Source organism: Microvirga thermotolerans (assembly GCF_009363855.1).
Taxonomy (GTDB): domain Bacteria; phylum Pseudomonadota; class Alphaproteobacteria; order Rhizobiales; family Beijerinckiaceae; genus Microvirga; species Microvirga thermotolerans.
Genome location: NZ_CP045423.1, coordinates 1572685 through 1592249, shown reverse-complemented (window position 1 = coordinate 1592249; position 19565 = coordinate 1572685). Strand labels below are relative to the sequence as shown.

The window sequence follows — 19565 nt, the reverse complement described above, 5'->3', positions numbered from 1 at the left end:
ATCAGGATGCGGCAGCGGTCTCGCGCCGCTCGCCGGGTGTACGGGCCTCGTTGAGATGGCAGGCGCTGATGTGGCCCGGCGCGATTTCCCGCAGAGGCGGCGCCTCGCGCCGGCAACGGTCGAAAGCGTGCGGACAGCGGGGATGGAAATGACAACCGCCGGGCGGGGCGAGCGGCGACGGGATCTCGCCCTTGATCGGCGAGAAGATGCGCCGCCGGTTGGCGATGGAAGGCACCTCGTCGAGGAGCGCCACCGTGTAGGGATGGTTCGGCCGCTCGAAGAACGCCTCGGCCGGAGCGCTCTCGACGATGCGGCCCAGATACATGATCGCAACCCGGTCGCTGATATGCTTCACGACGCCGATGTCGTGGCTGATGAAGAGATAGGTCAGGCCGAGATCGCGCTTCAGTTCCATGAACAGATTGATGATCTGCGCCTGGATCGACACGTCGAGGGCCGCGACGGACTCGTCGCAGACGATGAACCGCGGCTTGACCGCGAGCGCCCGGGCGATGCCGATCCGTTGCCGCTGTCCTCCCGAGAACTGGTGCGGGAAGCGCTCGCGGTAGTTCGGATCGAGGCCGACCCGCTCCATGAGGCCGGCGACATAATCCGCCTTTTCGCGCCGGGGGACGATGCCGTGCGCCACGGGCGCTTCGCCGACGATGTCGATCACCCGCTTGCGCGGGTTGAGCGACGACATCGGATCCTGAAAGATCATCTGAGCCGAAAGACGCGCCGCGCGGGCCTCCTTGGGAGGAAGCTCCCGCCGGTCACGGCCGTTCCAGAAGACCGCTCCGTCGCTCTGGGGCATGATTCCCGCCAGGACGCGGCCGAGAGTCGATTTTCCGCAGCCGGATTCGCCGACGAGGCCGACCACCTCGCCCGGCATGATCTTGAGGTCGACACGATCGACGGCGTGGACGACCTGGGGCTTCAGGTCGGCCCCGAGGAAGCGGGCGATCCGCTCGGCATAGTCCAGATCGCGGACGAAACGCTTGGAGATGCCGGCAGCTTCGATCAGCGGCGTCATGCGGCCCTCCTCACCTGCGGATGGAAGCAGCGCCATGCAACGGGTCCGGCGCTCTCGAGAGGCGGTTCGGTCCCACAGACTTCCGTCGCGAAGGCGCAGCGCGTGCGGAAGGCGCAGCCGGAAGGCCGGTGGAGCGGGGATGGCGCCATGCCGGGAATGGCTTTCAACGGCGCGCCGCGCGGCACGTTCGCGGCGACCGACTGGAGAAGCCCGACGGTATAGGGATGGACGGGGCGGTCGAGCACGTCGTCCGTAGGCCCGGCCTCGACGATGCGCCCGGCATACATCACGGCAATGCGGTGCGCGAGGCCGGCCACGACCCCGAGATCGTGGCTGATCCACACCAGCGCCATGCCGAGTTCCCTGGAAAGCGTCTGAATCTGCGCGAGGATCTGCGACTGGATGGTGACGTCGAGGGCGGTCGTCGGCTCGTCCGCGACGATGAGTTCGGGACGATGCAGGAGCGCAATGGCGATGGCCACCCGCTGGCGCATGCCCCCGGAAAACTGGTGCGGATAGGCCGCGAGCCGTTCCTCGGGCGAAGGAATTCCGACCATGCCGAGCGTGTCGCGCGCCCTCGCCCGCGCCTCCTTCGCGCTCACCTTTTCGTGGGCGAGAACCGTCTCGACCATCTGCGTGCCGATGCTGAGCACGGGGTTCAGCGTCATCATGGGATCCTGGAAGATCATCGCGATCCGCCGTCCGCGCAGCTTCCTCATCTCATGGGCCGGAAGACCGACGAGATCCTGTCCCTGGAAGAGGATCCGTCCGCCCACGACCCGGCCGGGAGGATCGACCAGCCCGAGGATCGAGAAGCCGGTGATGGACTTGCCCGATCCGGACTCGCCCACGAGCCCGAGCACCTCGCCGCGGGCGACCTCGAAGCTGACGCCGTCGACCGCCTTGACGACGCCCTTCTCGGTGAAGAAATGGGTCTGGAGATTTTCGACGATCAATGTCGAACCGCTCATGGCACTCCCCTCACCGCTCGAGCCGCGGGTTCAGCACCTCGCGCAGGCGGTCGCCGACGATGTTGATGCTGAAGACGAGAAGGACCAGGAGGAGCCCCGGGTAGACGCTGATCCAGTACTGCCCCGACATGAGAACCTCGTAACCGTTGGCGATGAGCAGCCCCAGGGACGGTTCGGTGATCGGCAGTCCGATGCCGAGGAAGCTCAGGGTCGCCTCCGCCGAGATGGCGTTCGCGACCTGCAGCGTGCCGATCACGATCAGGGGCGGAAGGCAGTTGGGCAAAAGGTGGCCGAAGAGGATGCGGGCCTTGCTCAGATCGAGGCAGGCCGCCGCCTCTACGTATTCCTTGCCCTTCTCCACGAGCGCTGCGCCGCGGACGGCGCGGGCGAAGAGCGCCCACTGGACCAGCACCAGGGCGAACATGACCTTGCCCACGCCCTGGCCGATCGTGGCCAGCAGCATCAGGGCTACGAGGATGGTCGGGAAGCCGAGCATGAGGTCGACGAGGCGCATGATCAGCGCATCGACGCGTCCGCCGAAATAGGCCGCCATCAGGCCGAGCGCGGTGCCGACCCCCAGCGCGACGACGCCGCTGACGACGCCGACCGCAAGGCTCGTGCGCAGGCCATAGATCATGGCCGACAGCATGTCCCGTCCCTGCCCGTCCGTGCCGAGCCAGTAGATGCCGCCATCAACGCTTTCCGAGCCGGGAGGCAGCCGCGCATCCATGATGCTGATCTGCATCAGGTCGTAAGGGTTCTGCGGCGCGAGCCACGGCCCGACGGCCGCCGCGAGGAGCAGCAGCACGAGGACGACGGCGGCGACGGTGGCTTTCGGGCTCTTAAGCAGGCCGTTGAGAGCGCGTCCGAGGAGCGTCTCGGAGTTCGGCTTCCGAAGGACGGCGGCCGTCATGGCGCGCTCCCGAGGCGGATCCGCGGATCGAGCAGCGAATAGAGGATGTCGACCACGAAGTTGATGACGATGAACAGGGTGACGACGACGAGCAGGTAGGCCACCACGACCGGACGGTCGAGGCGCATGATCGAGTCGATCAGGAGCTTGCCCATGCCCGGCCAGGCGAAGATCGTCTCCGTCACGATGGCGAAGGCGATAAGGCTGCCGAACTCGACGCCGACCACGGTGACGATGGGGATCAGGATGTTCTTGAGGACGTGCACCGCGACGATCCGTTTCTCGGAGAGGCCCTTGGCCCTCGCGAACTTCACGAAGTCGAGCGGCATGGTCTCGCGCACGCCGCTGCGGGTGAGGCGTATGACGAGCGAGATCTTGAAGAGAGCGAGGTTGAGGGCCGGCAGGATGAGGTGCGTCAGTCCGGACCAGGTCGCGAGACTGGTCCTTACGCCCAGAATGCTTCCCACCTCGCCACGCCCGGTGGACGGCAGCCATCCCAGCCAGACCGAGAAGATCATGATCAGCATCATGCCCTGCCAGAAATTCGGCAGGCTGAAGCCGAGGATCGATCCGGTCATGACGGTTTCGTCCACCGCCGTGCCGGGCCTCAGGCCGGCCCAGAGGCCCAGGGGAATTCCCACGACGAGCGAGAGCGCGAGCGCGACGAAGGCGAGTTCGAGCGTCGCCGGCATCCTGTTGAGGATGAGGTCGATGGAGGGTTGGTTGAACACGAAGGAACGGCCCAGATCGCCATGGAGAGCGTTCCAGATGAAGGTGCCGTATTGCTCGACGAGGGACCGGTCGAGCCCGAGCGCCCTGATCGCCTGCTCGCGCTCGGCAGGCGTCGCGTCTCCGGCGATCAGGATATCGACCGGGTTGCCGATGGCGTAGATGCCGGCGAAGACGACGATCGACGTGATGAAGAGGACCAGCAGACTTTGGGAGAGGCGCCTGATGATGAAAACAGTCATGAAAAGCGCTCCGGCAGCTGCGACCGGCAGCGGCTCACATGAAATTTCGGAGCTTTCCGCAGATAATGTTTCATCGACGCACTTTTATCGTGGCTTTATATGTTAATTACCCAAGCTCCCCGGGAAGGCGCAACAGTATGAGGAAATGAGATAGGGCGATGAAATTTTGCAAAACCTTGGTCACGCTTAAGGTTCGCCCCGGGCCATGAACCTGAAGCAGCTCGAAGTGCTGAAGGCCATCATGGCGACCGGCTCGACGGTCGGCGCCTCGGCGGCTCTGGGTATCTCTCAATCGGCCATCAGCAGGCAGCTCGCCGCCCTCGAAGCCGAGATCGGCTTCGAACTGTTCATCCGGGACAAGGGGCGCCTGATCCCGAGACCGGAGGCGAAAGCGCTCGTGCCCGAGGTGGAAGAACTCACGGAAGTCCTCGCGCGGGTCAGGCGAAAAGCCGCGGACATCAAGGCGGGGGCGGCCGGGGATACGCTGCTGCGGGTCGCGTTTCCCCACAGCATCACCACCAGCCTCCTGCCGCAGGTCCTTTCCCGGTACTTCCGCATCTACCCCAAGGCCGTCGTCGAAACCCTGTCCGGCCCCTACGGCGCCATCGAGCAGATGATCCAGGCGCGCGGCGCCGATCTGGGATTCGTACGCCTGCCGACCGAGGACCAGGGCTTCAAGGTGCGTCCGCTCCTTCGAGGCGAAACCACATGCGTCATGGCACGGGGGCACCCGCTCGCGTCGAAAGAACACATCGAGCTGCAGGACCTCGCCCGCAACGATCTCATCCTGCTGGGCCGGCAGAGAACCGCGCGGCACGAACTCGAATACGAGCTGCGGGAGACCGGGGCGCCGCACCATTGCCGGGTCGAGGTCCATTCGGTCGAGGCGGCCTGCGCCTGCGCGGCGGCCGGACTCGGCGTGGCGGTGGTTCCGGCCCTGATCGCAAGCTTCTTCCGCTCTCCCGAGATCGTGATGCGCCCCTTTCGCCCCGTGCGCACGCTGGAATACGGCATCATCTCCCTCCCCGGCCTGCCCCTGTCGAAACCCGCGGAAGCCTTCGTGGATCTGTTCGTGGACGAGGTCGTCTCGAAGGCGTCCGGGACCATCCGCATCGGCTCGGAGCCGTGAGAACCGCGGCTCCACGGCAACGGCAATGGCCCGCAAACGCAGGCAGGCCCGGGCGTCCCCTTTCGCGTGGAGCGCTCGCGCAAATCGGCGGGTGAGGAGTCCTGGCGGATCCGGAGCGCAGCCATGCCGATCTCCCTCAACAGCCTCCGCCCAATGGCAAGTCACGCCATGCCCGCGTTTGCAAATACGCGTCGGCAATTCTCTTGTCGGGTATTACTTCGAAAGAACGATTGAAAGAATCGCGGCCGGCGCCTCTAGTAATCACGATAATAGACCGTGTGAGCATGGATTGCAGAGCGTGTGAGCACGATGGCGTTTTACATCTATTGCTCACGGCCGACAGCAACCACTGAAGGCGGATCGGTTGAATGCATTGGCGATGCCGCGTTCGCATCGCCAAAGCGGTTTCGAGTGGCGTGATCCGCGAGCAGCCGCTCGTTCGGCAAGTGGCGCCGACCGCGGCAATGTGACGGGGCGTCGGATTCCGGTTGAGACAACCTGAAGGGCATCCGAGCCGCCATTTTCAGAAGCGGCCAGCCTGATGTCAGCGGCAGGTGCGGGCCCTCACGAGAAGTTCTTGGGGCATACATTGTCGAAGGAACAATCATGGCAATCTTCAGCAAGGCGATCGGCGACACGCGCATGGGCGCCAACGCTCCATCGAGAGACTGGCTTTTCCTGATCGATCCCGTTCATGAGAGGATCGTCGGCACGCCCGGCAACGACACGCTAGCAGCGGCGGCGGACAACGATGTCGTGGAGGGCCGGGACGGCGACGACGTCCTGAGCAGCACCTTCAACCGGACCGCCCTGATCGGCGGCGGCGAGAACGACACGCTGACCACCAACCTCGCTTTGACGGCGCAGCCTCAGGAAACGCTGAATGCGGTCGCAATCCAGCTGGGCGAGAAGGGAGACGATACACTGAACGCAACCATTGCTCTCCAGGGCGACAATACCAATCCTGAACAGCAGCAGGTTCTGTCCGCATATATCCTGGTGGATGGCGGTTTCGGCAACGATACCATCAATGCCACGGCAAGGCTGAATGGGACGACATCCGCCAGGATCGACGCCTATCAGGTCGATGTCTTCGGCGGATCCGGCAACGACACCATCAAGGCCATTGCGGATAACGAGGGGCAGCATGACGCCAATAACGTCATGGGAACCATGGTCGACGGCGGGTCAGGGAGCGATCAGATCACGGCGTTCACCCGTTCGGTCGGATTCGGATCCGCCTTGGGCAGCGCGACCGCCAAGATCTTTGGCGGGGACGGGGGCGATGTCCTGGATTCTACCGTCATCGCCGCTGCGCGCTACAACAGCCCGCTGCTGAATGAGCTCCGGGGCGGCAGCGGCGACGACACCCTGTCGGCGATGAGCCGGGCATCTTCCAACAGTCGGGACACGGTCATCACGAACGAGCTCTGGGGCGATGAGGGCGACGATAGGATCGCGTCCGTCGTGTACGGCGAGAAGGATACCACCAATCGCCTGGACGGTGGCATCGGCGACGACGTCCTGACTGCGACCACCACAGCCTCGAGTTCAAGATTTGACCTCAGGGCATTGAACCTCCTCGATGGCGGTCACGGTAACGGTCGCGACACCTTGAGAGCCGACCTCACGGTTCATGGCGGAGCGGGAGACGCCGACGCGCAGAACCGCCTCAGCGGCGGCGGTGGGGACGACACTCTTGCAGCGTTCCTTTCGGTGACGTCGTTCTCCTTTGGAGGGAGCCTCAGGGCAGAGAACCATCTGGATGGCGGCAACGGCCACGACACGTTGACGGCCACGGTCGCGGCGGACTCGGTCGCCGGCACGAGCTTCCTCCATGGCGGGGCCGGGAACGACTGGCTCACCGTCGCAGGCGGCACCGGCAACGTCCTCGACGGCGGGACCGGCAGGGACACGCTGGCCGGCGGCAGCGGCGACGATTACCTGTTTGGCGGCCCCGGCGCAGATGCGTTCGTATTCGGCCCGCCCACCGGGCACGACACGATCGGCGATTTCGAGACCTTTCGCGACTGGATCGACCTGACCGCCTTTGCGGCGGACGGCATCCACAGCTTCTCGGACCTGACCATCGATGTCGTTAGCGGGGACAGCATCATCCGCTTCGATGCCGACAATGACATCACAGTCAAGGGCTTGGCGAGCCTGAAGGCGAGCGACTTCCTGTTCGCCTAAAGCATCGCGCGCAAAAGTGGGAACCGGTTTTGCGCGCGATACTTTAGCCTGTGGCGGTCCTGTGCGCCGGCAAGCTATGGATCGTGCCGGGCTGCGCTGCACCCATCAGGGCCTGGATCTTTTCGGCCAGGTCCGTCCCACGGTATGGCTTGTAGAGCAGATTGAGGTCCTCCACCCTCTCCTCTCCATCAAAATAGCCTGTTGTCAGCAGCACCTGAATGTGAGGCATCTCGCGCTGGATGAACCTGGCGAGATCGATGCCTGACATTTCGCCGGGCATGCGCACGTCGGAGAGCACAAGGCTCACGTCTCGACTGGACTCCAGGATTCGGGCCGCCATATCGCCCGTTTCGGCCTCCGTCACTTTGAAACCCAGCGACCGGAGCGTCGAGGTCGCCACCTGGCGCACGGCCGGGTTATCCTCCACGACAAGCACGTGCTGGCTGTTGCCGAACGGATGCGCGACGTCAGCAGGAGCCTCCGCCGAGATCTCCACGGCCTCGCGACACCGGGGCAGAAAGATGCGGATTGTCGTTCCCGCATTCGGTTCGCTCGCCACCTCCACATGACCATGGCATTGCTGCACGAACCCGTAGACCATACTCAGCCCGAGACCGGTTCCCTTCCCGCTCTCCTTGGTTGTAAAGAACGGCTCGAAGACTCGCTCCAGCACCTCCGGCGGCATTCCCACGCCGGTATCGCTGACCGCAATCATGACGAACTCGCCGGCCGGCCTGGCCCCACCCTCACCTATGACCTGATTCTCGACGGTGATGGTCAGATCGCCGCCATCCGGCATGGCGTCACGGGCATTGACCGCAAGATTGAGGAGGGCCGCCTCCAGCTGCGCCCGGTCCACGCGGATCGGCCAGATCCCGCTTTCCGTCTGAAGCTTCGCATTGATGCGCTCGCCGAGAGTGCGCCGCATCAGCTCCAGGAGGTTCGGCATGAGAACGTTCACATCGATGGTCGACACCTGAAGCGACTGACGCCGTGAGAACGTCAACAACCTGTGGGTCAGGTCCGCGCAGTGCTGCGCGCTCTCCAGGGCCATTCCGATACGCCGTATGGCCTTCTCATTCCCCTGAACGGTTTTTCGCAGCAGATCGAGATTGCCGATCACGACGCTCAACATGTTGTTGAAGTCATGGGCGATGCCGCCTGTCAGGCGCCCGACCGCTTCCAGCTTGCTGGCGTGCAGCAGGTTCTGCTCCATCTGCTTTCGCTCGGTGATGTCGAACCACATCCCGAAGAATTCGCGGGGCCGCCCCTCGCCGTCGCGCATGAGGACGGTCTGGTCGAGAAAAAACCGCTCCACGCCGTCCGCGCAGCGCCAGCGGTATTCCAGGGTCACCGCCCCCTCCTCGGCAAGTCGGCTCAGCTGATCCAGCACCCGCTCGCGATCCTCCGGATGAATGCGAGACGACCAGAAGTCAGGGCTGGCAAGGAAGGCGCTCGGCTCGAATCCTGTGATCCGCTCGATGCTCTCGCTCGTAAAGTGAAGCTGGCGATGGTCCTCCTGGAGGGATGCGGTGTAGAGAGCGATCGGCAGGGATTGCAGCACAATGGCTTGATGCTCTTCGCGGCGGCGCAGGGCTTGCTCGGCCCGCAGCTTCTCGCTGCGAACCCGCAGGTTCTCCATGAGCAGGAGACGCTCCTGCTCGCCCTGGCGCCGGATTTCCTCCGTCTTACGATAAAGGTCAACGAAGATGTCGACCTTGGATTTCAGGATCAGGGGCTCGATGGGCTTGAACACGTAATCGACCGCGCCGGCCGAGTAGCCCTTGAAGACGTGGAGATCGTCCTTGTTGTAAGCCGTCAGGAACAAAATGGGCACCCGCGACGAACGCGGGCGGTTGCGGATCAAACCGGCAACCTCGTATCCATCGATCCGGGGCATCTGCACGTCGAGAAGGATGACCGCGAAGTCGTCCTGAAGCACATGGCGCAGGGCGGCCTCGCCGGAGTCGGCCGTCACGATCTCGATGCCGGTTGCGCGAAGTATCTCTTCGACCGCCAGAAGATTGCGGCGATCGTCATCGACGACCAGCACCTTCGCGACAATGGGGGCAGGCGAGACGTGGCCCGATGCCACCTCGGGCGCATCGTGCCGCATGCCGTCCAGCCTCACATCCCGCATCATGAATTCAGCCCGGCTTCTGCGGCGCCATTTGTTTCCCGCCTATCGGGAACGTAGGTGCTTCGACTGAGCTGAACGCGCAGGACGGCAAGAAGTTGATCGATGTCCACAGGTTTCGACACGTAGTCGGTCGCCCCCGCCTCCAGGCACTTCTCCCGATCGCCCTTCATGGCCTTCGCGGTGACCGCCACGAGCGGAAGGTTGCGGTAGCGGGGGATCTTGCGGATCTCCCGCATGGTTTCGTAGCCATCCATCTCCGGCATCATGATGTCGACCAAAGCGAGGTCCACCTCCGGAGAAGCCATCAGCTTCTCAATGCCCTCGCGGCCGTTCTCGGCGAAGACCACCGTCATCCCGTACTGCTCGAGCGCGCTCGTGAGCGAGAAGATATTGCGCATGTCGTCATCGATGATGAGAACCGTCCGGCCCTCGAGCGCGTCGCTGGCCCTGCGTGGGACGATGATGGAGTTCTCGTCCGGAAGGGCGGCGATCGCCCGATGCAGGAAGAGCGCCGTGTCGTTCAGCAGCCTTTGGGAAGATCCCTCGTCCTTGACGATTACCGTGGCGGCAATGCTCTCCAGACGCCTCTCTTCCTCCCGCGTCAGGTCCTGCCCCGTGTAGATCACGATTGGCAGGTCCTCGTTGCCCTCCGTCTTGCGCATGCGCTCGATCAACTCTGCGCCGGGCAGGTCGGGAAGACCGAGGTCCACAATTGCACAGTCGTACCGACGGGCCCTGATCGTCTCCAGGGCACTCTCTGCCGATGCAACGGCCGTGACTTCCACTTGCTCGTCTTGCAGGAGTTCCGTCAGGCTCATGCGCTGATTTTCATCGTCCTCGACGAGCAGGAGCTTCTTCACAGGACGATCGATGAACTCCTTCGTGCGATTGAGAGCCGCCATCAGGGATTCACGATCGACCGGCTTTTCAAGAAACCCGAATGCTCCTGCCCTCAGACCGCGCTTCTTCTGGTCATCGACGGAAATGACATGAATGGGCACGTGACGGGTTCTTGGATCGTGCTTCAACAGGTCGAGCAGGGCCCACCCGTCCATGTCGGGCAGCCCGATGTCGAGCGTGATGGCATGCGGCTTGTAGCGGTGTGCAAGCGCAAGCGCCGCGGCGCCGTCCATGGCGATGAGCCCCTTGAAGCCTTGCTCTCGGGCAAGCTCCAGCAGCACCGACGCGAACATGGCGTCGTCCTCGACGATGAGAACGATCCGGTCGCCCGTAGTGATCGCATGACGATCGTCGAGGGACGCCGAGAGAGCCATCGCGGAGGAAGGCTGGCGGAGCACGAAGCCGCCCCTGTCCGGGCCGCCGATGTGGTGCCCCGCTCCGTCGCCGTTCACCCGCTCGGTGGACGCTGTCTCAGCTGTGCCATGATTGGCCGGAGGCTCCTGCGGCAGGAACAGGGTGAAGGTGGCGCCCCGGCCGGGAGCGCTCGACACCACGATCTCGCCACCGAGGAGCCGTGCGATTTCGCGGCTGATCGCCAAACCGAGACCTGTGCCGCCGTACTTGCGGCTCGTTGTGCCGTCAGCCTGCTGGAAGGCCTCGAAGATGATGCGTTGCTTGTCCTCCGGTATGCCGATGCCCGTATCGATGACTGAGATGGCGATCCATTCGCTACCGGCCCTGAGGGGCGACCCCTGCGCGGTGCCGATCCGGAGCGTGACGCCTCCTTTCTCCGTGAACTTGAATGCGTTGGAGAGAAGATTTCTCAGCACCTGCTGTAGCCGCTTGCTGTCGGTACGGACGGTCGCCGGCAGCGCTGGGTCGATCTCGATGTGGAAGTCGAGCTCGCGCTCCTCCGCAATTTGGCGGAAAGTCCGCTCCATGTTGTCGGCAAGATCCTTGAAGCCGACGCTCGACACCTCCAGGCTCACCGTACCCGATTCAATCTTCGACAGGTCCAGGATGTCGTTGATGAGCGCCAGCAGATCCGAGCCTGCGGCATGGATGGTTTTCGCGAACTCCCTTTGCTTCTCGGTGAGATTGCCCTCCGTGTTTTCGGTCAGCAGCTTTGAGAGAATGAGGAGCGAATTCAAGGGGGTGCGCAACTCGTGGCTCATGTTGGCCAGGAACTGCGACTTGTAACGCGAGGTGAGGGATAGCTGCTCCGCTTTTTCCTCCAAGGCGGTCTTGGCGATCGATACCTCTAGGTTCTTCGCCTCGACCTCCTGCTTCTGCAGTTCGAGCAGGCGTGCCTTGTCTTCCAGTTCTTCGTTCGTCCTCTGCAAGGTCTCCTGCTGCTGGCGCAGGAGTTCTTCCGACCGGCGAAGCGTAGCCGCCTGCTGCTCCAGCCGGTCGTTCGTGTTCCTTAGCTCTTCCTGCTGGCTCTGAAGCTCGGCCGTAAGAAGTTGCGACTGCTTGAGCAGGCCTTCCGTGCGCATATTCGCAGCAATCGTATTGAGAACGATGCCGATCGACTCGGTCAGCTGCTCCAGGAAGGACTGATGGGTCTCCGAGAACCGGCTGAACGAGGCGAGCTCGATTACGGCTTTCACGTCCTGTTCGAAGAGAACCGGCAGTACGATGATGTTGAGAGGCGGCGCTTCGCCAAGCGCCGAGCTGATGGTGATGTAGTCTCCAGGTACATTGGTGAGAAGAATGCGCTTCTTCTCATAAGCGACTTGACCAACAAGTCCCTCCTTGAGGCGGAAGCGGTTGTTGAGATGCTTCCGCTCCGTGAAGGCATAGGACGCGACGAGCTCGAGCACGGGCTCGTCGCCATTGTTCTCAACCGTATAGAAGGCGCCCTGCTGCGCATTAACCAGCGGCGCGATCTCCGACAGGATCATGTTGGACACGGTGGTCAGATCGCGCTCGCCCTGCAGCATCCGGGTGAACTTGGCAAGATTGGTCTTCAGCCAGTCCTGCTCCGCGTTCTTCTGCGTCGTATCGCGCAGGTTGCGGATCATCTCGTTGACGTTGTCCTTGAGCGAAGCCAGCTCGCCCGAGGCTTCGACGGCGATCGATCGCGTCAGGTCGCCCTTGGTCACGGCTGTGGCAACCTCCGCGATGGCTCGCACCTGGGTGGTCAGGTTCGCCGCCAGCTGGTTCACGTTGTTTGTCAGATCGCGCCACAGGCCGGCGGCGCCGGGCACCCTCGCCTGTCCGCCAAGCTTGCCTTCGACGCCCACTTCGCGCGCCACGTTCGTGACCTGATCCGCAAAGGTCGCGAGGGTATCGATCATCTCGTTGATGGTTTCCGCAAGGGCCGCGATCTCACCCTTGGCCTCCACCGTGAGCTTGCGCTTCAGGTCGCCTGCGGCGACGGCGGTCACGACGCTGGCGATGCCGCGCACCTGGCCGGTGAGGTTATCCGCCATCAGGTTGACGTTGTCGGTCAGGTCCTTCCAGGTACCGGCGACGCCTCGAACCTCGGCCTGGCCGCCGAGCTTGCCCTCGATCCCGACCTCGCGCGCCACGCGCGTCACCTCGGAGGCGAACGAGTTGAGCTGGTCCACCATGGTGTTGATGGTGTTCTTCAGCTCCAGGATCTCGCCGCGCACCTCGACCGTGATCTTCTTGGACAGGTCGCCGTTCGCCACGGCGGTGGTGACCTCGGCGATGTTGCGCACCTGGCCGGTGAGGTTCGCCGCCATCATGTTGACGTTGTCGGTCAGGTCCTTCCATACGCCGCCGACCCCGCGCACCTGCGCCTGGCCGCCGAGCTTGCCCTCCGTGCCCACCTCGCGCGCGACGCGCGTCACCTCGGAGGCGAACGAGTTGAGCTGGTCCACCATGGTGTTGATGGTGGACTTCAGCTCCAGGATCTCCCCTTCGACCGCAACGGTGATCTTCTTGGACAGGTCGCCGTTCGCCACGGCGGTGGTGACCTCGGCGATGTTGCGCACCTGGCCGGTGAGGTTCGCCGCCATCAGGTTGACATTGTCGGTCAGGTCCTTCCATACGCCGCCGACTCCGCGCACCTGCGCCTGGCCGCCGAGCTTGCCCTCCGTGCCCACCTCGCGCGCGACGCGCGTCACCTCGCCCGCAAACGAGTTGAGCTGGTCCACCATCGTGTTGATGGTGTTCTTCAGCTCCAGGATCTCGCCCTTCACGTCCACGGTGATCTTCTTCGACAGGTCGCCGTTCGCCACGGCGGTGGTGACTTCGGCGATGTTGCGCACCTGGCCGGTGAGGTTCGCCGCCATCAGGTTGACGTTGTCGGTCAGGTCCTTCCAGGTGCCGGCGACGCCGCGGACCTCGGCCTGGCCGCCGAGCTTGCCTTCGGAGCCCACCTCGCGCGCCACGCGCGTCACCTCGCCCGCAAACGAGTTGAGCTGGTCCACCATGGTGTTGATGGTGTTCTTCAGCTCCAGGATCTCGCCGCGCACCTCGACCGTGATCTTTTTCGACAGGTCGCCGTTCGCCACGGCGGTGGTGACTTCGGCGATGTTGCGCACCTGGCCGGTGAGGTTCGCCGCCATCAGGTTGACGTTGTCGGTCAGGTCCTTCCAGGTGCCGGCGACGCCGCGGACCTCGGCCTGGCCGCCGAGCTTGCCTTCGGAGCCCACCTCGCGCGCGACGCGCGTCACCTCGCCCGCAAACGAGTTGAGCTGGTCCACCATCGTGTTGATGGTGTTCTTCAGCTCCAGGATCTCGCCGCGCACCTCGACCGTGATCTTCTTCGACAGGTCGCCGTTCGCCACGGCGGTGGTGACTTCGGCGATATTGCGCACTTGGCCGGTCAGGTTCGCCGCCATCATGTTGACGTTGTCGGTCAGGTCCTTCCACACGCCGCCGACCCCGCGCACCTGCGCCTGGCCGCCGAGCTTGCCTTCCGTCCCGACCTCCTTGGCCACGCGCGTCACCTCGGAGGCGAACGAGTTGAGCTGGTCCACCATGGTGTTGATGGTGGACTTGAGCTCGAGGATCTCCCCCCTCACGTCCACGGTGATCTTCTTGGACAGGTCGCCGCGGGCCACGGCGGTGGTGACTTCGGCGATGTTGCGCACCTGGCCGGTCAGGTTCGCCGCCATCATGTTGACGTTGTCGGTCAGGTCCTTCCACACGCCGCCGACCCCGCGCACCTGCGCCTGGCCGCCGAGCTTGCCTTCCGTCCCGACCTCCTTGGCCACGCGCGTCACCTCGGAGGCGAACGAGTTGAGCTGGTCCACCATGGTGTTGATGGTATCCTTCAGCTCCAGGATCTCGCCCTTCACGTCCACGGTGATCTTCTTCGACAGGTCGCCGTTCGCCACGGCGGTGGTGACTTCGGCGATGTTGCGCACCTGGCCGGTGAGATTGGCCGCCATCAGGTTGACGTTGTCGGTCAGGTCCTTCCAGGTGCCGGCGACGCCGCGGACCTTCGCTTGGCCGCCGAGCTTGCCCTCGGAGCCGACCTCACGCGCGACGCGCGTCACCTCCGATGCGAAGCTGCCGAGCTGACCCACCATCGTGTTGACGATCTTGCCGATGCGCAGAAACTCGCCGCGCAGGGGGCGCCCGTCGCTCTCAAGCTCAATCGTTTGGCTGAGATCGCCCTTCGCCACGGCGCCGATCACTCGCGCGACCTCGACGGTGGGCTGAACGATATCACCGATCATGGCGTTGACGGAGTCGATGCACTCACTCCAGCAGCCGGTTGCCCCTGCCAAGCGTCCCCGCTCTTCGATCTTGCCTTCCTTGCCGACCACCTTCGCCACCCGGTCGAGTTCCCGAGCGACGCCTTGGTTCAGTTCGGCGATATCGTTGAACGTCTCGGCGATCTCGCCGTCGATGCCCGTCAGATCGGATGGTAAACGGACCGAGAAATCCCCCCGCCGGAAGGCGCGCAGGGTCTTCAGCAGCAACTTCTGGTCAAGCTGCCCAGAGCGAGATTCAACTTGTGACATATGGGCCCCCGTGGCTCGGCACCAGGCCTGCGGTCGCCTGGATCCCCTTGGGTCGCGGCTCTGTCGCAACTGGGTTGGTCACGTGACGGAGCACGACCCCTAGAAACACACATCTAGACGAGAAGTTCCGCAGGAAAAGTAGGTCCGGCAGGATTATGCGCGCGGCACAGAATCCTGGTTAACGGCGCTCCCGGCGTGAGTGTCCAGCGATCACGCTTCTCTGAAGGCGGCGATGGCGCGGTTCGGCCTTTCTCCAAAGACGGGGCCTCTCCTGAAGCAGGAGGATTTCCAGGCTTCAGGCGCGCCTTACCAGGGAGTTTGCAGGTCGCCCGAGTTTGCCGGGAACGCCGGCATCGGCCTGGAGGCCTGGGCCAGGGCTCGACAGGTTGGGCGGCAGCTCGCTGCCCTCGGCCATGAGATGGATCTGATGCCGGCACGGGCAGCCGATCGGGCGCTTTGTGGGGGTGAAGTGTGAAGCCAGGCAGACCTCTGCCGTGATCTCCGGACCCGCAATGTGGTTGTCGGCCGGCGCACCCAAATCATTAATGCGATCCGCGGCCATCTTTCCAAGCGCTGGCTGATCGCATTGCAAGGCCTCTCTGACGTCGAGCGCCTCATCCCAGCGGTTTAAGATCCCTCCTCAGGTGTGCCGTAGGCCGCATGCTCCTGCCTTGCCCTTCTCGTTCAGGGATTGCGCCACATGCAAAAGCAGATTGCTTCACTCGATGCCGAGATCGCTACCCGCGCCAAGACCGCGACACGACCCAGCGGCTCATGAGCGCGTTCCCGGTAGCGTCCACCGATTGCCACCGCTATCGAGGCGCCGGCATCGCCGGCGGAGACATTCCGCCTGGGCCGCGACTCTGTCGCTTGGCTCGGGCTGGCGCCGGTGCCGCGCTCGACAGGCGGCGAGGAACGGTGGATTCTGGCCGCAGCCGTTCGTCTTCCGGTGCTGGACAAAAGGAATAATTGCGCTCACAGAGCACTGCTCTGGCCCAGGCCGGTTCCCTTCCTGAAGCGCTCATAGCGGAAGGCTGTCAGGTCCTGGCTCGGAATGCGGCCCTGGGCAATGTCGGCGATCGCTTTGCCAATGGCAGGGGCAATGCCAAAGCCATGCCCGCTCATTCCTGTGGCGATAATCAGGCCAGGAAGAGGCGTATGATCGATCACCGGCAGGGCATCAGGCAGCACGTCGATCATGCCTGCCCAGGTCGCGGCGATTTCCGGTTTACCTATCTTAGGGAAGGTCTTGGCGAAGCGGGTTCGCAGGCGAGCAAGCTCCGCCTTGTTGGGACGCGGGTTCAAGATGCGGCACCGCTCGAACGGGGTCTCGTCGGTCAGCCTCCAGCGGCGCGGCGTGCCCCATGCATCCGGATAGCCCTTGGGCGCGGCAGGTCGGAAATGCGTGCTCGACAGGTCGGCGCGGATCTGAGGCAGGAAGGCCTGCAGGTTCCGGAAAGCGTCCGGGCCAATGAAGAATTCATGGAACGACCACGGTGCAAGGGTATAGCCGCCATCCGCACGGCGGCCGATGGCGAACCGGTCGTCGCAGGCGGCGCCCCCGAAGAACTCAGGCAGGGGGGGCGTGGCCGACACGCTGGAAAGAACTGAAAGTTGGGGCAGGTCGACACCATGGGACCGCAGGAACAGCGCAGACCAAGCGCCCCCGGCGAGAACGGCCTGTGTGCAGCGCACGATGCCGGCCTCGGTCACGATGGCGGAGAGGCAGCCGCCCGAGGTCTCGAGCCCGCGCACCGCGCAGCCCTCGCGGATGATCACCCCCGCTTCCGCCGCTACGCGGGCGAGGACGGGCACGGTGACGAAGGGCTCGGCCACGGCGTCCGACGGGGTATGCAGCGCCCCGACCCATCCGGCTGCATTGGGCAGGAGGGCCTCGGTCTCGCGGCGCGACAGCAGGCGGGTGTCGATGCCATAGGGACGGGCGAGAGCGAGCCAGCGGGCGAAGGCGTCCATGCGCGCCTCGGTGCGGGCAAGATAGGTGATCCCCTGCTGGCGAAAGCCGATGGCAGCCCGAAGGGCATCCGGCAGGTCGGCCCAGAGGCGGATCGCCTCCATCATGATCGGCAGTTCCGCGATGTCGCGGCCCTGCTGGCGGATCCACCCCCAGTTGCGACCCGACTGCTCGCCTGCGAGACGGCCCTTTTCGCAAAGCAGCACCCGCTTACCTTCGGCCGCGAGCGCCCAGGCTCCCATGAGGCCGATGATGCCGCCCCCGATCACGGCAACGTCAACGGCCTCCGGCAGGGAGCCCGTGTATGCGGGGTGACCGGCAACCGTGATGGGGACATCCGTCATTTCAGAACCGTGCTGCAAGATAGGGCGCGGGATCGAAAGCTGCCGGGCGGCCGGCGATGGTGTCTGCCACCATTCGTGCCGTGATGGCGGCAAGCGTCAGGCCGAGGTGACCGTGGCCGAAAGCGTAGATCACCTCGCCGCCATGAGCCGATGGCCCGATCACGGGCAGCGAGTCCGGGGTAGACGGGCGAAATCCCATCCACTCTGTTGCGGGGGCGGCCTCGCGCAGGGCCGGCAGGGCACGGTGCGCCCGCGGGATCAACGCCCGAATGCGGCGGTAGTCCGGCGGTGCGTTCAAACCGGCGAGCTCGTCCCCGCTCACCAGCCTGATGCCATCATGCATGGGCGTAAGAACCATCGACAGCGCCGGAAAGACCACAGGGCCACGCATCAACGACGCTGTGCCGGGGCCGAAGCCGATGTGATAGCCGCGCTCCGTGTCGAGGCTGACCCGGTCGCCGAGCGTGCGGGCCAGAGGAGCCGACCAAGCTCCCGCGCAGATCACGAGCCTGTCGAAGTCCTTGGCCCCGCCTTCCGCATGAACAGTGACTCCTCCGGAGCGGCGGGCGGCGCCACGCACCTTCTGGCGCAGGTGCCTCGCGCCCCGGCGGACCGCAGCGTCAAGATAGGCTTGCGCCAACCCCTGCGGGAAGCGGACGAAGCCGCTTTCCGGCTGATGGAAGCCGATGGCGCAGAGTGCAGGGTCCAGGTTGGGCTCGAGGTCGGTGACCTCCTTCCGGCTGAGAATCCGGTAATTCACCCCGTGCCGGTCCATCAGCCGGCGATCGAGGGCCGAGCCGGCGAACTCGGCTTCGCTCGCATAAACCTTGAGCCAGCCTTCCTGGGTAATCAGCCCGTCGGCCCCTGCAAGCGCAGCCAGGGCGCGATGAGCCTCGAGCGAGCGCGACACAAGGGGGCTGAGGGCAGCGGCAATGCGATTCACCTCCGCCGGCATGCCGGCGCGGATGAAGCGCAGGAGCCAGGGCAGGGCCTTCGGCGCATGCCGCAGGCGCAGCACGGCGGGCGAGCTTCTGTCCAGGAGATAGGACGGCAGTGCCTTCAGCACGGCGGGCGTGGCGGTCGGCGTGACCGAGCCGGTCACGATGGCGCCGGCATTGCCAGACGAGGTGCCGGCCCCGGGGGCATCCGGATCGAAAACTGTAACCCGGTGGCCTTCCGATGCCAGGGCCAGCGCCGTGGCGCAGCCGACGATTCCGGCGCCGACAACGGCGACAGCAGCGCCGCCCCGGTCTTTCGAGTGCTGTTCCAAGGAAATCATCCGTTCAAAGCGGCCGCTTCAACCAAGGCGCCGGCGGTCAGTGGTGCAGCACCTTGCTCAGGAAATCGCGCGAGCGCTCGCTTCGGGGATTGGTGAAGAAGCTCTCGGGATCGGCCGTTTCCACGATGGCGCCCCGATCCATGAAGATCACCCGGTCGGCCACCTTGCGGGCAAAGCCCATCTCGTGGGTAACCACCATCATCGTCATTCCCTCGCGGGCCAGACTGACCATCACGTCGAGCACCTCGTTGATCATTTCGGGGTCGAGAGCGGAGGTGGGCTCGTCGAACAGCATGATCTTCGGCTGCATGCACAGGGAGCGGGCGATGGCCACGCGCTGCTGCTGGCCGCCGGAGAGCTGGTGGGGGTAGTTCTGCATCCGGTCGGCCAGGCCGACCTTTTCGAGCAGGGCGCGGCCGCGGTCCTCGGCTTCGGCTTTCGACAGACCGCGCACATGGATCGGCGCGAGCGTCACGTTTTCCAGGGCGGTCTTGTGCGGATAGAGGTTGAAGCTCTGGAAGACGAAGCCGACCTCCATCCGCAGTTCGCGCAGCCGCGCGGACCTGCTGCCGAGATCGAAGCCGTCGACCACGAGCCTTCCCTTCTGGAAGGGCTCCAGCCCATTGACGCAGCGGATGAGCGTGCTCTTCCCCGACCCGGAGGGGCCGCAGACCACGACCACCTCACCTTTGGCGACAGAGAGGTCGATATCCTTCAGCACATGGAGAGAGCCGAACCATTTATTGAGGTTGGTGAATTCGATCATGGGTGGCT

11 protein-coding genes are annotated in these 19565 nt (G+C 64.5%); 2 read left to right on the top strand and 9 right to left on the bottom strand.

Features of this window, described 5'->3' with window-relative positions; genetic code table 11:
- Position 1 precedes the first annotated feature (1 nt).
- The 4 genes from GDR74_RS07450 to GDR74_RS07435 are packed head-to-tail and all read right to left on the bottom strand — an operon-like array spanning position 2 to position 3888.
- Complete coding sequence (locus GDR74_RS07450) at positions 2-1033, bottom strand: ABC transporter ATP-binding protein (RefSeq protein WP_152585714.1); 1032 nt, start codon at positions 1031-1033, stop codon at positions 2-4.
- The gene (locus GDR74_RS07445; protein WP_152585713.1) at positions 1030-2004 is read right to left on the bottom strand and encodes an ABC transporter ATP-binding protein; all 975 of its coding nucleotides are present in this window, start codon (positions 2002-2004) and stop codon (positions 1030-1032) included. The genes GDR74_RS07450 and GDR74_RS07445 overlap by 4 nt, the downstream gene beginning before the upstream one ends.
- Before the next feature lie 10 nt (positions 2005-2014).
- Positions 2015-2917, bottom strand: coding sequence for an ABC transporter permease (locus GDR74_RS07440; RefSeq protein ID WP_152585712.1), 903 nt, complete (start codon positions 2915-2917; stop codon positions 2015-2017).
- The gene (locus tag GDR74_RS07435; RefSeq protein WP_152585711.1) at positions 2914-3888 is read right to left on the bottom strand and encodes an ABC transporter permease; all 975 of its coding nucleotides are present in this window, start codon (positions 3886-3888) and stop codon (positions 2914-2916) included. The genes GDR74_RS07440 and GDR74_RS07435 overlap by 4 nt, the downstream gene beginning before the upstream one ends.
- A 205-nt stretch (positions 3889-4093) precedes the next feature.
- Here GDR74_RS07435 and GDR74_RS07430 point away from each other — a divergent pair, with 205 nt between their 5' ends.
- Together GDR74_RS07430 and GDR74_RS07425 are read left to right on the top strand one after the other, a co-directional pair.
- Positions 4094-5017: a LysR family transcriptional regulator gene (locus GDR74_RS07430; protein ID WP_152585710.1), complete on the top strand. Its 924-nt coding sequence runs from the start codon at positions 4094-4096 to the stop codon at positions 5015-5017.
- Positions 5018-5623: 606 nt separating this feature from the next.
- Positions 5624-7210, top strand: a complete 1587-nt coding sequence (locus GDR74_RS07425; protein ID WP_152585709.1) for a calcium-binding protein — start codon at positions 5624-5626, stop codon at positions 7208-7210.
- 43 nt (positions 7211-7253) lie between these two features.
- On the opposite strand, the gene GDR74_RS07420 is transcribed toward GDR74_RS07425, so the two are convergent.
- The 5 genes from GDR74_RS07420 to GDR74_RS07400 form a co-directional block, all read right to left on the bottom strand.
- A complete protein-coding gene (locus tag GDR74_RS07420; protein WP_246179964.1) occupies positions 7254-9353 on the bottom strand; it encodes a response regulator in 2100 nt (699 codons plus the stop codon).
- Positions 9350-15196, bottom strand: a complete 5847-nt coding sequence (locus tag GDR74_RS07415; protein WP_152585708.1) for a hybrid sensor histidine kinase/response regulator — start codon at positions 15194-15196, stop codon at positions 9350-9352. Before GDR74_RS07415 ends, GDR74_RS07420 begins: the two co-directional genes overlap by 4 nt.
- A 975-nt stretch (positions 15197-16171) precedes the next feature.
- The gene (locus GDR74_RS07410; protein WP_152585707.1) at positions 16172-17512 is read right to left on the bottom strand and encodes an NAD(P)/FAD-dependent oxidoreductase; all 1341 of its coding nucleotides are present in this window, start codon (positions 17510-17512) and stop codon (positions 16172-16174) included.
- A gap of 1 nt (position 17513) precedes the next feature.
- Positions 17514-18782 carry an NAD(P)/FAD-dependent oxidoreductase gene (locus GDR74_RS07405; protein WP_194164663.1) on the bottom strand — a complete coding sequence of 423 codons (1269 nt, stop codon included), beginning with the start codon at positions 18780-18782 and terminating at the stop codon, positions 17514-17516.
- Between the two features lie 46 nt (positions 18783-18828).
- On the bottom strand, positions 18829-19557 hold the full coding sequence (locus tag GDR74_RS07400) for an amino acid ABC transporter ATP-binding protein (RefSeq protein WP_152585705.1): 729 nt from the start codon (positions 19555-19557) through the stop codon (positions 18829-18831).
- Positions 19558-19565 lie beyond the last annotated feature (8 nt).